We start from the raw sequence: 14582 nt of genomic DNA on the forward strand, positions 1-14582 counted from the left end.
GGCGCGGATGAGGCACAAGTTGCGCAGTGCCCGATCATGAACTCGCTTCGCTCGTTCATGCCGACCTCACCCGCGGATCAAGCACGTGGTAGACCACGTCGGCCAACGTGTTCATCACGATCACTGACACCGTGATCAGCAGGAACGTGCCCTGCATCAGGGTGAAGTCCGGCACCCGGATCGCCTCGTAGAACAACTGCCCGAGCCCCGGCCAGCTGTAGATCGCCTCGACCGTCACCGCACCGCCGACCACGAACCCGATCCGCATGAACACCAGCGTCACCGTTGGCAGCAGCGCGTTCGGTACGGCGTGCTTCCGCCGGATCTCGTCGTCCCGCAGACCCTTGGCCCGGGCCGTGGTGATGTAGTCCTGCCCGACCTCGTCCAGCACGGAGGACCGCATCACCAGCAGGTACTGCGCGTAGACGACCGCGACCATGGTCAGGCACGGCAACACCATGTGCTGCGCGACATCCAGCACATAGGCGAAACCGTCCGGCGCGTCCACACTCGAGCTCCCCCGGGTCGGGAACACACCGGGAATCGGCCCGACCCCGGCCGCGAACACCATCAGCAGAAGCAGGCCGAGCCAGAACGTCGGTACCGACCACAGCACCAGCGAGATCGCGGTCGAGAACCTGTCGAACCGGCTGCCCGGCTTCCATCCCGCCCGCGCGCCCTGCCAGATCCCCAGGCTGACCGCCAGCACCAGCGCCGTACCCGTGAGCAGCAGCGTGGAGCCGATCCGCTCCCCGATCAGATCAAGGACCGGACGCTTGTACTCGTAGGAGGTGCCGAGGTCGAACTGCAGCGTCTGCTTGACGAACTGGACGAACTGCTCCGGCAACGACTTGTCCAGGCCCAGCCGGGCCCGTTCGAGGTCGAGCTGCTCCGGCGTCATGTTCCGGCCCTGCGCGAGCGCCCGGACCGGGTCACCCGGCAGCAACCGGAACAGGAAGAACGTCGCGACGATCACCATCGCGATGCTGAACAGGGCCCCGCCCACCTTGGTCGCCGCGTAGCGCAGCAGACCATGGCGGGCCGGGCTCTCGTCCAGAGCCTCGACGGCCGGCTGGGTGACCGGCGGCGTTGCTGTCATTCGCGCTCGTCGGCCGCACTCTGCCGGCGCCGCAGCAGAAGGAATCCAAAGATGGCCAGTACGGTGACGCCACCCGCGACGCCGGCGATCACACCGGCGCTCGATCCGCCGTCGTCCGCGCTCGCGGCGTCGGTGCTCACCGCCTCGAGGGTGTAGAACGGCCAGTAGCCGCTACCGCCGTACAGCAGGCCCTTGTCCTCCGGGATCGAGGTGATGCCGGCGATCCGGTCCTTGCGGTAGCCCTCGAGGTTGTTCGGGTAGTACAGCGCGATCACCGGCGCGTCGGTGTAGAGCCGCTCCTGCATCTTCTTGATGAACTCGGCCCGCTTCGGCCGGTCGAGCTCCTTCTGCTGCTGCTTGTAGAGGTCCTCGTACTGCGGGTCGCAGTAGAACGACTCGGTGCCGCCGCCCTCACCGGACGCGGTCGGGCGCCGGCTGCACAGGTGGGTGGCCAGCACCTCCTCCGGGTCCGGGTTCACCGACCAGCCGCTGATCGCGATGTCGAACAGCGCCGTCGTCCCGGTCTCCTCGGAGAACTTGCTCGAGTCCAGTCGCTTGGTCGAGAGCTGGATGCCGATCTCCTTGAACCAGCCGGTCAGGTACTCGGCCAGCTTGTCCTCGATCGGGGCGTCGGTGTGGATGCTGAACCGGAACTGCAGCTTCCGCGACCCGTCCGGCATCGTCCGGATGCCGTCGGCACCTTTCTTGTACCCGGCGTCGTCCAGGATCTTGTTGGCCTGGGCAACGTCGTACGAGACCTTCCGGTCACCTTCGGCCTGCCAGAAGAAGTCCTTGTACATCGGCGGGACGATCGATCCGTCGGCCGGTTCGGCCAGTCCGTTCTGCACCTCGTCGACCAGTTTCTGCTTGTCGATCGCGTAGTGCAGCGCCTGCCGGACCCGCTCGTCCTTCAGCGCAGGGTGGCCGTCGCCGATCGGCTTGTTGTCGCTCGTGGTGGCGCCGTGGTTGATCTGCAGGTACGTCGCCCGCCGGCCCGCGGTGTTCCACTGGACGATGTTGTCGTCGCCCTTGAGCGACTCGAAGTCCGGCGGCGCGAGCCGGCCGATCAGATCGATGTCACCCTTCTTCAGCCCGACGATCGCGGCAGCCGGGTTGTCGTAGAAGATCATCTGCAGTTCGTCGATCTTCGCCGGCCCGCGCCAGTAGTTCGGGTTCGCCTGGAGCTTCACGTACTGGTCCTTCTTGTGCTCCACCGCGATGTACGGGCCGCTGCCGACGGCCGGGTAGACGTCGGCCTCGTACTTCGCGATGTTCGGGACCTTCTCCCAGACGTGCTTCGGCATGATCGGGACCGGGTTGTCCAGCATGGATGCCTGCGGGCTCTTCAGCTTGATGGTCAGCTCCTGGCCGTTCGCGCTGACACTGGCGAAGTTCTCCACCGCCGGGCCGTTACCGGTCTTGGCGCCGTCGTCGGTCATCATCTTGTTGAACGTCCAGGCCGCGTCGGCGGCGGTGACCGGCTGCCCGTCCGACCACTTGGTGTCCCGGATCTTGAAGGTCCAGGTCAGGCCGTCGGGTGACGTCGTCCAGGACTCGGCCAGGTCGGGGCTCGGCTGCAGGGTCTTGGAGTCGGGCACGGTCAGGAAGCCGTACATCCAGCGCTGCAGCGACCCGGACACGAGCCGGACGGCCAGGAACGGGTTCATCGAGTCGACCGACTGGGTGACCCCGACCCGGATGGTCTTCTTGGCCGGCTCGGCGGCACTGGCCGTCGTACCGGGTAATGCCAGTAGCCCGATGGCAGCGATGACTGCCAAGACCTTCCTCATCCGCCCCACACATCCTTCCGCTGTGGCCTGCCCACCCCGCCGCCCCGGCCAGGGAGGCCTGTTGGGGAAGAAACCACACCAGCAAGCGCTCTCCTGTCAACGAGCTACGGAAACTTGTCACAGTTTTGTTCCCGAGTAAGTAATCATTTTACGCTTGACTATACGATCGTGTAGTAGTTTGCTCTTATGTGTAGCGAGAGGACGTGAGATGGACCGACCGGCCGACGACCTGAACGCCCGGGCCCGGATCCGGGACGCGGCGATGAAGCTGTTCACCGAGCGCGGTATCGAGGGCGCCTCGATCCGCGACATCGCGGCCGAGGCAGGTGTCTCGTCCGGGCTGGTCCGGCATCACTTCGGCTCGAAACAGGCCTTGCGCGAAGCCTGCGACCACTACGCGAAGGAGCGGATGCTGCAGATCGGTGAGGAGCTCGTGTTCCAGGGCGGTGCGGCGCACACCAACGTGACCACGATGCACCCGATCATGCTGCCGCTGCAGACGTACCTGATCCGCTCGATGATGGACGGCTCGGAGACTGCGACCGCGCTGTTCCTGGAGATGGTCGACGCCGGGGAGGAGTTCACCAAGACGCTCGGCACCGCACCCAGCGACCGGCGGGCGTACGCCGCCGTCCTGGCGGCGATGAAGATGGGCGTCTTCGTGCTCCGCGACCAGGTCTCCAAGGCGATCGGCGAGGACATCGCCAGTCCCAGCGGCTATGCCCGGCTGACCCAGGCCGCGCTCGACATCTTCACCATCCCGATGCTGACGCCGGAGCAACTCGAACAACTACGGAAGTACTCAGAGGAGCATTGATCATGTCGGCTGCGATCAGCACCGAGGGCCTGGTCAAGACGTTCGGGCGCACCCGCGCCCTGGACGGCCTGGACCTCACCGTTCGGACCGGTGAGGTGCACGGCTTCCTCGGCCCGAACGGCGCCGGGAAGACCACCACCATCCGGATCCTGCTCGGACTGACCCGGGCGACCTCGGGCACCGCGCGGCTGCTCGACGGCGATCCGTGGTCGGGCGCGACCGCGCTGCACCGGCGGCTGGCGTACGTGCCCGGCGACGTGACGCTGTGGCCGAACCTGTCCGGCGGCGAGGCCATCGACCTGCTCGGCCGGATGCGCGGCGGGATCGACCGCAAGCGCAAGGCCGAGCTGCTCGAGCGCTTCGACCTCGACCCGCGGAAGAAGGCGCGGGCGTACTCGAAGGGCAACCGGCAGAAGGTCGCGCTGGTCGCCGCGTTCGCCTCCGACGTCGAGCTGTTGCTGCTCGACGAGCCGACCTCCGGGCTCGACCCGTTGATGGAGGAGGTGTTCCGGGAGGTCGTCCAGGAGGTGAGCGACCGGGACGGCCGGACCGTCCTGCTGTCCAGCCACATCCTGTCCGAGGTCGAGGCGCTCTGCGACCGGGTCACCATCATCCGCGCCGGCCGCGCGGTGGAGAGCGGGACGCTGTCCGGCCTGCGGCACCTGACCCGTACGACGATCCAGGCCGAGCTGGTCGGGCCGATGGACGGGCTGGCCCAGCTGAACGGCGTCCACGACCTGCGGGTCGAGGACGGCCAGGTCCGGTTCGACGTCGACACCGACGAGATCAACCCGGTGCTCAAGCGGCTCACCGAGATCGGCGTACGCAGTCTGGTCAGTCAGCCGCCGACGCTGGAGGAGCTGTTCCTGCGGCTGTACGAGCCGGAGGGGTCACGGTGACGACCCTGGCCGGCACGTGGGGGCTGGCCCGGCTGGTCCTGCGCCGGGACCGGATCGTGCTGCCGATCTGGATCGTGCTGCTGGTCGGCATCCCGGTGAGCTACGCGCAGTCCTTCAACGACCTGTTCCCGACCGCCGAATCGCGGCGGCAGTACGCGAGCAACGCCGGCTTCGTCACCCTGTACGGCGAGTTGACCGGGACGAGCCTGGGCGAGTTCCTCACCTGGCGGCTGGGGTTTGTGCCGGTTGTGGTCGGACTGATCAGCCTGCTGACGGTGATAAGGCACACCCGGGTCGAGGAGGAGACCGGCCGCGCCGAGCTGCTCGGCTCGAGTGTCGTCGGCCGGCACGCCGGACTGGCGGCCGCGCTGGTGATCACCTTTCTGGCGAACCTGCTGCTCGCCGTATTACTTGCCCTGGGCATGAACAGCCAGGATCTGCCGCTCGCAGGATCCGTTGCCCTGGGCCTCGAGTTCGCGTGCGCCGGCTGGCTCTTCGGCGGGGTGGGAGCGATCGCCGCACAACTGACCGCGAGCGCGAGTACGGCGCGCGGGATCGGGCTCAGTGTGCTCGGCGCGGCGTACGTGCTGCGGGCTGCCGGCGACACGAGTGCACACTCGGACGGTCCACTGGCGTGGCTTTCTCTGCTGTCGCCGATCGGCTGGGCGCAACGGATCCGCCCGTACGGCGACAACCGCTGGTGGCTGGTCGTCGTGGTGCTCGCGATCACCGCCGTACTCGTTGCCATCGCCGTCCGGCTGCAGGCCCGGCGCGACGTAGGCGCCGGGTTGTTGCCGGACCGGCTGGGTCCGGCCGAGGGTGGACGTGGTCTGGGCTCGCCGCTGGGGTTGGCCTGGCGGTTGCATCGGGGGTTGTTCGTCGCGTGGACCGCTGGATTCGCCGTTCTCGGCGTGCTGTTCGGCGGTGTGGCCGAAGGGGTCGGCGAGCTGATGCGGGACGATCCGGCCGTGCAGGAGGTGTTCGCGCGCCTCGGTGGTGCAAGCGGGTTGATCGACTCATTCTTCGCCGGGGTGATGACGATCGTCGGGCTGATCGCGTCGGCGTACGCCGTGCAGGCGACCCTGCGGTTGCGCACCGAGGAGACCAGCGGACGTGCCGAGCCCGTGCTCGCGACCGCTACCGCCCGGCTGCGGTGGGCCGCGAGTCACCTCCTCTTCGGGCTGCTCGGCCCCGCGGTTGCTCTGCTCGTCGCGGGGCTCGGCGCCGGACTGGCGTACGGCGCAGCGGTCGGAGATGTGGGTGGGCAGGTACCCCGGCTGATCGGTGCCGCGTTGGTGCAACTGCCGGCTGTGTGGGTGCTGGCCGCGATCACGGTCGCGCTGTTCGGGCTGTTCCCGCGGTGGTCCGCGGCCGCCTGGGCGCCGCCGTCGATCTGTCTGGTGATCGTGATGACCACCTCCGGCACCGAGTTGTCCCGGTGGATCAAGGACATCTCCCCGTTCAGCCATCTCCCCCAGTTGCCCGGCGGTTCGGCATCGGCCGCGCCGGTGATCACGCTGGTCGCGATCGCCGTCGTACTGGGTATTGCCGGTCTGGTCGGACTGCGACGGCGGGATCTGCCGGTCGGTTGATCAGTGCCGGGCGTTGCGTGACCACGCGAACGCGTACACCCCGAAGGCGGCGATACCGATCGCCAGGACCGTGAGCAGGACGGACCCGAACGGCTGGTCCTTGATCGTGCGCAGGGCCGCGTCCAGACCGCCGGCCTTCTCCGGGTCGTAGTCGATCGCGGCCCAGCCGAACAGGGCTCCGACGACGATGAACGCGACACCCTTGGCGGCGTACCCGATCCGGCCGAGCAGGATGGTCAGGTCGGAGACGCCGCCGACCAGGTCCTCGGTGAACTTCGTGGTGATCGCCTTGTAGACGTGGTAGATGCCGATCGCAACGATCGCCCCGCCGATCACGACGATCAGTGCCCGGCCGGCACCGTGCTCCATCAGCCGGGCGCTGATCGTCTTCTGCTCACCAGTGCTCGAACCACCAGAGCCGGTGGCGACCTTGATCGCGAGGACGCCAAGTCCCAGGTAGACCAGACTCCGCCCGGCCGCGGAGACCATCCTGGACGGCTTCAACCGCCCGAAGAACAACAGCAGGGCCTGCCATATCACCAAGGCGAACAGGCCGATCGCGACCGCCCAGAGCAGCACACCGCCAAGCGGTTTGCCGGCCAACTCCTCCAGGGCGCCCTGTTGCGAGGCCTCGTGGGACGCCTTGCCGAGGGCGAGTTGCAGGGCGAGCCAGGCGATCAGCAGGTGGACGACGCCGTACCCGATCAGTCCCACGGTGATCGCGGCGTCGTACGTACGGCTCTGTCGAGCTTCTTGGGCGGTAGTCACGCGACCCCTGTGCCCAGGCTTATGCGGAGACCGGGGCGGTGGCTTCGCGATCGGCTTCGTCGACGTCGCCGTACTCACCGGCACGGAAAGCGCGGCGGCCGAGGATCCAGACGTACAGGACGAAGCCGATCTCGGCCAGTACGCCGATGCCGACCCGGACCGCGGTCGGCAGCGACGACGGGGTGACGAACCCTTCGATGATCCCGGTGACCAGGAGGATCGCGGCCAGGCCGATCGCCATACCGACGGTGGCGCGGCCGGTCTGGGCTACGGCCTGCATCCGCGTGCGCGGCCCGGGGACGATCCAGGCCCAGCCGAGCCGCAGGCCGGCCGCGGACGCGACGAAGACCGCCGTAAGCTCGAGCAGGCCGTGCGGCGTGATCAGGCCGAAGAACACGTCCGCCCGGTCGTGGCCGATCATCAGGCCGGCGGTCACACCGAGGTTGAGGGCGTTGTCCCAGAGGATGAAGACCGACGGGATCAGCAGGATGCCGAGCGCGAGTACCGCGGCGCTGATGGTGGCGTTGTTGATCCAGACCTGGAAGGCGAAGTCCTGGGCCGGGTGCTCCGAGTAGTAGGAGGCGAACTGCTTGTCGACCAGCTCCTGGACCTGCGCCGACGTGAGGATCGAGTCCACCACCTCCGGGTGCGCGATCACGCGCCACGCACCCCAGGCCGCGACCAGGTAGAACAGCAGGCCGATGGTGAGCCACCAGCGTCTGGACGCGTAGAGCGCGGCCGGGAAGCTCACCAGGAAGTACTTGGAGATGTCACGCCAGACAGGGGCCTGTGCACCGGTCACGGCACCACGGGCGTCGGCGATGAGGCCGGACAGCCGTCCGATGGACACCGGGTCCGCACCGGCGGCCCTGAGCGCGGCCAGGTGCGTGCCGACGCGCTGGTAGAGGGTGACGAGCTCCTCTGCCTCCGCACCGGTCAGACGCCGCTGCCGGCGGGTCAGGTACGCCAGGCGGTCCCACTGCGGTTGGTGCACCGACACGAACGCTTCGACGTCCACAGCGGCCCTCCTCCCAGGTCTGGCTCTCCGCGCTGGCAGACTAGCCGGACCTAGTGTCTCGGCAGGAGGGGGGCGACGGAGTGTCTCAGCTGGTCACGGGCGAGGCGGTCGTCCTCCAGGTGCGGATCGCACGGATGCCGACGCGGGCTCTGGCGTGTGCGATCGACGTGATCCTGCAGGGCGTCGTACTCGGGGTGCTGATCTCGCTGCTGGCCGGATTCCTCATCGGCGGGGAGGCGAGCGAGGCGCTCGCGGTCGCGCTGATCTTCGTCGTCGTACTGGTCGTCGTGGTCGGCTACCGGGTGGTGATGGAGACGCTGACCCGCGGGCGGACGCTCGGCAAGATGGTGCTCGGGCTGAAGGTGGTCCGCGACGACGGCAGCTCGATCCGGTTCCGGCACGCGCTGGTGCGGACACTGATGTGGTTCTTTGTCGACTTCGCGCCGTGGTTCGCGGCCAGCCCGGGGATCGTGGCGAGCCTGATGAACAAGCAGGGCAAGCGGATCGGCGACATGGTCGCCGGGACGGTGGTGATCCGCGAACGGCACCAGCCGATGGCGTCGCCGCCGCTGTTCGTACCGGGTCACCTGGTGCAGTGGGCGCAGTCGCTGGAGCTGTCCAGGCTGTCGGACGAGCTGGCGAACGCGGCCCGTGAGTACCTCGCGCGCTACACCGAACTGCTGCCGGACGCCCGGGCCGCGATCGGGGACGCGCTCGCCTATCGGGTCAGCCAGGTGACCGCTCCGGCGCCGCCGGTGGCGCTGGTGGCGCCGGCCTTCCTGTCCGCTGTGCTGGCCGAACGCCGCCGCCGCGAACTCAACCGACTCGCCACCACCCGCCCAGCCCAGACCGGCCCCTTCGCCCCACCCAACCCATACGCCGCACCGGCCAGCCCGTACGGGAGTCCTGGCGGGCCTTACAGCGCTCCGGCGGGGCCGTACGGCGCTCCGGGCGGCCCGTACGGCGTGGCGGCCAACCCCTACGGCGGTCCGGCCGGTCCGTACGGCGTGCCGGCGGGGCCGTTCGCTCCGCCCAGTCCGTACGGCGTCCTGCCGCCGGCGCAACCCGCCATACCGGGGGCAGCCGGCCCGTTCCCCGCGCCGGCTCCGGTCGCGCCGTACCGCCCCGCCGTGGTCAACGCCGAGGGCTGGGCCGCCCCGGGCAGCAACGAAGCTGGGCAGGGGTTCTAGTCTTGCGACCATGTCGCAGCTAGTGGATTGGCCCGGTGGGGCTGCTCCTCTATCCCCACGCCGTAACCCCAGCCAGCCACAACAGCAAGGCGCCCCACCAAAGTGATGGGGCGCCTGCCGGGCGTACTGGAAAGAACTCAGTAGCGGTAGTGGTCTGACTTGTACGGGCCTTCGACGGGTACGCCGAGGTAGTTGGCCTGCTCCTTGGTGAGCTCGGTGAGCTTGACGCCGAGGGCGTCGAGGTGGAGGCGGGCGACCATCTCGTCGAGGTGCTTGGGCAGGACGTACACCTCGGTCGGGTAGTCGGCCGTCTTCACGAACAGCTCGATCTGGGCCAGCACCTGGTTGGTGAACGAGTTGGACATCACGAACGACGGGTGGCCGGTCGCGTTGCCCAGGTTCAGCAGGCGGCCCTCGGACAGGATGATCACGGTGTGGCCGTCGGGGAACCGGAACTCGTCCACCTGCGGCTTGATCGTGACCCGCTCGACCCCGTCCAGCTTGTAGAGGCCGGCCATGTCGATCTCGTTGTCGAAGTGGCCGATGTTGCCGACGATCGCCTGGTGCTTCATCGCCGCCATGTGGTCGGCGGTGATGACGTCGCGGGAGCCGGTCGCGGTGACGAAGATGTCGGCGATCCCGACCACGTCGTCCACGGTCGCGACCTGGTAGCCGTCCATCGCCGCCTGCAGCGCGCAGATCGGGTCGATCTCGGTGACGATCACCCGGGCGCCCTGACCACGCAGCGACTCCGCACAGCCCTTGCCGACGTCGCCGTACCCGCAGACCACCGCGACCTTGCCGCCGATCAGTACGTCGGTGGCCCGGTTGATCCCGTCGATCAGCGAGTGCCGGCAGCCGTACTTGTTGTCGAACTTCGACTTCGTCACCGAGTCGTTCACGTTGATCGCCGGGAACAGCAGCGTGCCGGCCTTGTGCATCTCGTACAGCCGGTGCACGCCGGTGGTGGTCTCCTCGGTGACACCCTTGATGCCCTGACCGATGGCGGTCCACTTCGACGGCGACTCCGCCAGCGACCGGGTCAGCAGCTTGAGGACGACGCCGTACTCCTCGGACTCCGCGGTCGACGGGTCGGGGACGACGCCCGCCTTCTCGAACTCAGTGCCCTTGTGAACGAGCATGGTGGCGTCACCGCCGTCGTCCAGGATCATGTTCGGGCCCTCACCACCGGGCCAGGTGAGGATCTGCTCGGTGCAGGCCCAGTACTCCTCCAGCGTCTCGCCCTTCCAGGCGAACACCGGGACACCGGCCGGGTTCTCCACCGTGCCCTCCGGTCCGACGACGACCGCGGCGGCCGCGTGGTCCTGGGTGGAGAAGATGTTGCAGCTCGCCCAGCACACGTCCGCACCGAGCGCGACCAGGGTCTCGATCAGTACGGCGGTCTGCACGGTCATGTGCAGCGAGCCGGCGATCCGCGCCCCGGCCAGCGGCTTGCTCTCGCCGTACTGCTTGCGCATCGCCATCAGGCCGGGCATCTCGTGCTCGGCCAGCCGGATCTCCTTGCGGCCGAACTCGGCCAGCCCGAGGTCCGCCACCTTGTAGTCGAACGTCATGCGGTTACCGCTCCCCTGAAGACTGTGATTGCTTCCTGCCTGCCAGAGCCTAGAGCGCCGGACCCGGACAGTTGATGGCCCCGGAGGTGTTTCTGACACTGAAATGTCAAGATTGGTGTCATGCGCATCACCGAGGCCGCCAGACACCTGGGCACCACCCCCCGAATGCTGCGGTACCGCGAGGCCCTCGGCCTGCTACCGCGGTCCCGCCCCGGACACAACACCCAGCGCCAGTACGACGAACGCGATCTGGCCGCGGTGAAACTCGCCCTCGACCTCGAGCACCGGTACGACGTGACGCCGGCCGCGCTGGCGTTCGCACTCCGGGCCCTGGCCGAGCCGTCCGTCGCGGCCGACATCCGCAACCTCGGCTACCGCACCGGCCGCCTCACCACCCCACCCACCCAGTCCGAGATCGACCGCGAACGAGCCCTCCGCTGGCTCGGCCGCTCCGGCGTACTCCCACCCCGCCCCCGCTGACCTCCAGGCATTTCCCTGGCTGGCCAGCGATGTGGGGGGTTTGCCACCCTGAATCAGAGTGGCAAACCCTCCAGCTCGGTGGTCAGCCAGGCAAATGGGGTCAGTGGGAGGGGGCCTCGGGGACCGGGGGGCGGTCGGCGGGGGTGTAGTTCTCGAGGTAGATGTCGGGCTCGAGGTAGACGTGGATCGACATCGGCTCGGCTTCGCGGATGGCGCGTTCGGCGGCGTTGATGGTCTGCGCCACGACGGCCGCGTCGGTAGTCGGCTCGACGCCGAGCTTGGCGGCGACCAGGACCTCCTCCGGGCCGAGGTGCAGGGTCTTGATGTGGATCAGCCGCTGCACACCCGGGGTGTTCTCGATCGCGGCGACGATCTTCTGCTGCGACTCGCGGGTCGCGGACTCGCCGAGCAGCAGCGACTTCATCTCGATCGCCAGGAAGACCGCCACGCAGACCAGCAGCGCACCGATCGCCATCGAGCCCAGGCCGTCGTACACACCGTTGCCGGTGGCAAGCGTCAGGACGACGCCGATCAGCGCCAGCACCAGACCGGTCAGGGCGGCGAAGTCCTCCAGCAGGATGACCGGCAGCTCCGGCGACCGGGCGTTGCGGATGAACCTGGCCCAGCCGACCGGGCCGCGGACCTTGTTCGCCTCGACGATCGCGGTCCGGAACGAGAACGTCTCCATGATGATCGCGGCGACCAGCACCGCGACCGGGACCCACTTCCAGTGGTCGATGGCGTGCGGGTCGTGGATCTTGTGCCAGCCCTCGTACAGCGCGAACAGGCCACCGACGCTGAACAGCACGATGGCCACGATGAACGAGTACACGTACCGCTCCCGGCCGAAGCCGAACTGGTGCAGTTCGTTCGCTTGCCGCTGAGCCCGCTTGCCGCCGACCAGCAGCAGCACCTGGTTACCGGCGTCGGCAACCGAGTGGATCGCCTCGGCGAGCATCGACGCCGACTGGGTCAGTCCCCAGGCGGCGAACTTGGTGATCGCGATCCCGGTGTTCGCCAGCAGAGCCGCGACGACCGCCTTGGTTCCGCCACCAGCCATTTTCTCCAGGTCCTCCGTCAACGTTGGGTGATCAGCGCGCGGACACGACGAACGCCGTGCCGGAACCACGCAGGCTACAGGGTCCTTCGGGTCCTGCCGCGAACGCGGACTGACCGGCGGACAACATCACAGCGGACTCGTTGCCGTCAGCACCGACTTCGACACTTCCCGCGACACAGCAAATGATCCGCGGTCCCTCACCGGCGACCATCCGCTCGTCGCCGGACAGGTCCACCCGGCGGATGGCGTAGTACTCGCACCCGGTCTCGTACGCCGAGATGCCGTCGCTCACCGGGGTCGCCGACAGCACCGGATCGGCGAGCGGTTCGAAGTCGACCACCGAGACCAACTCCGGTACGTCGACGTGCTTGCTGGTGAGGCCGCCCCGCAACACGTTGTCCGAGTTCGCCATCACCTCGAACCCGAGCCCGTGCAGGTACGCGTGCACGTTCCCGGCCGGCAGGTACACCGCCTGGAACCGTTCCAGCCGCACCCGGTTCAGCAGCAGGGCCGCCAGTACGCCGGGATCGTCGGGGAAGTCCGCGCACAGTCGCGCCAGCGTCTCCCGCTCCAACGCGAAGGCCTCACCGGCGTACTGCGCACAGGCCTCGCCCAACGCGGCGACCAGTGGACGGATGGTGTCCCGGTCGTTGCTCATGATCTGGGTGAACACGTCCTGGAGCTTGCCGTTGCGGAGCAGGTCGGTGCATTCCTCGAACCCGACCGGCGTCAGCGCGTCCAGGAACGCCACCGTGGCCTCCAGCGGCCGGAACCCGACCAGCGCGTCGAACGGGCCGAGCGCGATCAGGACCTCCGGCTTCGGCCAGGCGTCCTTGTAGTTGCGGTCACCGGCGTCCCGCGGGATCCCGGCGGCCTCGTCCCGCGCGTACCCGTCGATCGCCTGTTCGCGGGACGGGTGCGCCTGGATCGACAACGGCTGCGCGGCCCCCAGCAGCTTGGCCAGGAACGGGAACCGGCCGTCGAACCGCTCGGCCGTCTCCGCCCCGAGTACGTCGGCCGGCCCTGCGGACACCACGTCGTACAGGGAATCACCTGAAGGCAGCAGGGACGGCGCGGACTCGTGCGCACCCATCCACAGCTCGGCCTGCGGACGGCCGTCCGGCTCCACCCCGGTCAGCTCGGGGATCGCGGTCGGCGACCCCCAGGCGTAGTCCCGGATGGTGTTCCGCAGCCGAACTACCACGCTGGGTCCTCCGAGGGAATACCTGGTTCCGCGTGCTCGGTGTCGGTCGCCGTACCGTAGCGGCCCAGGCCGATGCCCAGGTACGCCGCGGCGTAGCGGCCGTGCTGGGTCAGTGCGGCGTACCGGGCGATGTCGGTGCCGTTGGCCTGCGTCACGATGTGTACCCGGACGTCGTGGGCCTCGGCCTTCGCCTCCAGCTTGCGGCGATGCTCGGTCACACCTGGGTCGTCCACACCGTCGTCCAGGATGACCAGACCCGGCCGCAGCTCCTCCGGCTTGTCGAACGGGTCGGCGAACAGGTCGCGCGGCGGCTGGTTGAGCACCGGCAGCAGATGCCCGGCGTCCGCGGCCAGCGCGGGCCGGCCGCTCGCGAGCCGGAAGGCCTCCACCACCCGACGTGCGGCACGTGCGGCCAGGACAGAGCCACCCCACACCAGCGGCAACGCGTCCGCGAGCATCAGGGCCAGGTCCTTCGCCGGGTTGGACGCCACGTCGTTGTTGGGCGAGCACTCGATCGCCACGTCGTCCAGCATCGACGCGACAGCCTTGACGTCCACCTCCGGGCCGAGCTCCATCTGGTGCAACCCCTGGAGTACGGCGACAGCCGCGGCCAACTGGTCGTCGGACTGCGAGGGCAGCCGGATCGCGTGGCGTGAGCCGGCGGAGGCCTGGGCGACCGGGGAGTCCGGTGGGCAGGCGACCATCAGGCCGCAGCCACGACGCTCTGCCTCCGAAGCGGCCGACACCGCGTCGGAGTCCTCGGAGGAGCCGCCGAGGACGATCACCAGGTCCAGCGGACCGGCCCACCCGGGCAGACCGGGACCGGGCCAGGCCACGAACGGAACCGGGCAGACCGGCTCCAGCACGGCCCGGACCAGCCGGGCGTCACGACCGGCGGCCAGCACCGCGCGCGGCCGGAAGCCGCCGGGGTCGACCTTGGCCAGCGCCTCTTCGGCCGCGTCCACCTCGGCCCGGACGCGGGCGCCGGCCATCGCCAGGCGGCGGAGCAGGTGGTCCGTCGCCGCGAGCGCGGCGGGGTCGTCCAGCCTCGAGTCGTCGAAGACGCTCATCCACGTCCTCGCTTCGCTCCG

The 14582-nt window shown here is 68.8% G+C and carries 13 protein-coding genes; 5 read left to right on the top strand and 8 right to left on the bottom strand.

The genetic code is table 11. The features are described from left to right. Positions 1–55 precede the first annotated feature (55 nt). Positions 56–1099, bottom strand: a complete 1044-nt coding sequence (locus AB0F43_RS08750) for an ABC transporter permease (protein ID WP_360472651.1) — start codon at positions 1097–1099, stop codon at positions 56–58. Then, entirely contained in the window at positions 1096–2889 is a 1794-nt protein-coding gene (locus AB0F43_RS08755; RefSeq protein ID WP_360472654.1) for an ABC transporter substrate-binding protein, read from the bottom strand. Before AB0F43_RS08755 ends, AB0F43_RS08750 begins: the two co-directional genes overlap by 4 nt. A 208-nt stretch (positions 2890–3097) precedes the next feature. Here AB0F43_RS08755 and AB0F43_RS08760 point away from each other — a divergent pair, with 208 nt between their 5' ends. From AB0F43_RS08760 to AB0F43_RS08770, 3 genes are read left to right on the top strand one after another with little or no spacing between them, the layout of a single operon-like run. Beyond that, the gene (locus AB0F43_RS08760) at positions 3098–3706 is read left to right on the top strand and encodes a TetR family transcriptional regulator (protein ID WP_360472657.1); all 609 of its coding nucleotides are present in this window, start codon (positions 3098–3100) and stop codon (positions 3704–3706) included. Positions 3707–3708: 2 nt separating this feature from the next. Then, positions 3709–4605 carry an ABC transporter ATP-binding protein gene (locus tag AB0F43_RS08765; protein WP_360472660.1) on the top strand — a complete coding sequence of 299 codons (897 nt, stop codon included), beginning with the start codon at positions 3709–3711 and terminating at the stop codon, positions 4603–4605. Next, on the top strand, positions 4602–6197 hold the full coding sequence (locus tag AB0F43_RS08770) for an ABC transporter permease (RefSeq protein WP_360472663.1): 1596 nt from the start codon (positions 4602–4604) through the stop codon (positions 6195–6197). The genes AB0F43_RS08765 and AB0F43_RS08770 overlap by 4 nt, the downstream gene beginning before the upstream one ends. Here AB0F43_RS08770 and AB0F43_RS08775 read toward each other — a convergent pair whose 3' ends face one another. Next, a complete protein-coding gene (locus AB0F43_RS08775) occupies positions 6198–7049 on the bottom strand; it encodes a DUF1206 domain-containing protein (protein WP_360472666.1) in 852 nt (283 codons plus the stop codon). Continuing rightward, positions 6985–7983 carry a stage II sporulation protein M gene (locus tag AB0F43_RS08780; protein WP_360472669.1) on the bottom strand — a complete coding sequence of 333 codons (999 nt, stop codon included), beginning with the start codon at positions 7981–7983 and terminating at the stop codon, positions 6985–6987. Before AB0F43_RS08780 ends, AB0F43_RS08775 begins: the two co-directional genes overlap by 65 nt. An 80-nt stretch (positions 7984–8063) precedes the next feature. Here AB0F43_RS08780 and AB0F43_RS08785 point away from each other — a divergent pair, with 80 nt between their 5' ends. Further along, complete coding sequence (locus AB0F43_RS08785) at positions 8064–9173, top strand: RDD family protein (protein ID WP_360472672.1); 1110 nt, start codon at positions 8064–8066, stop codon at positions 9171–9173. A 137-nt stretch (positions 9174–9310) separates the two neighbouring features. Here the strand turns inward: AB0F43_RS08785 and ahcY are convergent, their stop codons facing one another. Continuing rightward, complete coding sequence (ahcY, locus tag AB0F43_RS08790) at positions 9311–10747, bottom strand: adenosylhomocysteinase (RefSeq protein WP_360472675.1); 1437 nt, start codon at positions 10745–10747, stop codon at positions 9311–9313. A gap of 120 nt (positions 10748–10867) precedes the next feature. Between ahcY and AB0F43_RS08795 the strand changes: the two genes are divergently transcribed. After that, positions 10868–11227: a MerR family transcriptional regulator gene (locus AB0F43_RS08795; RefSeq protein WP_132215156.1), complete on the top strand. Its 360-nt coding sequence runs from the start codon at positions 10868–10870 to the stop codon at positions 11225–11227. A gap of 100 nt (positions 11228–11327) precedes the next feature. Here AB0F43_RS08795 and AB0F43_RS08800 read toward each other — a convergent pair whose 3' ends face one another. Genes AB0F43_RS08800 through AB0F43_RS08810 form a run of 3 tightly spaced genes read right to left on the bottom strand, consistent with a single transcriptional unit; the run spans position 11328 to position 14561 of the window. Beyond that, positions 11328–12287 (bottom strand): cation diffusion facilitator family transporter, encoded by a 960-nt coding sequence (locus AB0F43_RS08800; RefSeq protein ID WP_360472678.1) that lies wholly within the window; start codon positions 12285–12287, stop codon positions 11328–11330. 31 nt (positions 12288–12318) lie between these two features. Continuing rightward, complete coding sequence (gene manA / locus AB0F43_RS08805) at positions 12319–13491, bottom strand: mannose-6-phosphate isomerase, class I (RefSeq protein ID WP_360472681.1); 1173 nt, start codon at positions 13489–13491, stop codon at positions 12319–12321. Then, a complete protein-coding gene (locus AB0F43_RS08810) occupies positions 13485–14561 on the bottom strand; it encodes an SIS domain-containing protein (protein WP_360472684.1) in 1077 nt (358 codons plus the stop codon). The genes manA and AB0F43_RS08810 overlap by 7 nt, the downstream gene beginning before the upstream one ends. Positions 14562–14582 lie beyond the last annotated feature (21 nt).

Origin of the sequence: Kribbella sp. NPDC023972, assembly GCF_040639075.1 — a bacterium.
Classification (GTDB): Bacteria; Actinomycetota; Actinomycetes; order Propionibacteriales; family Kribbellaceae; genus Kribbella.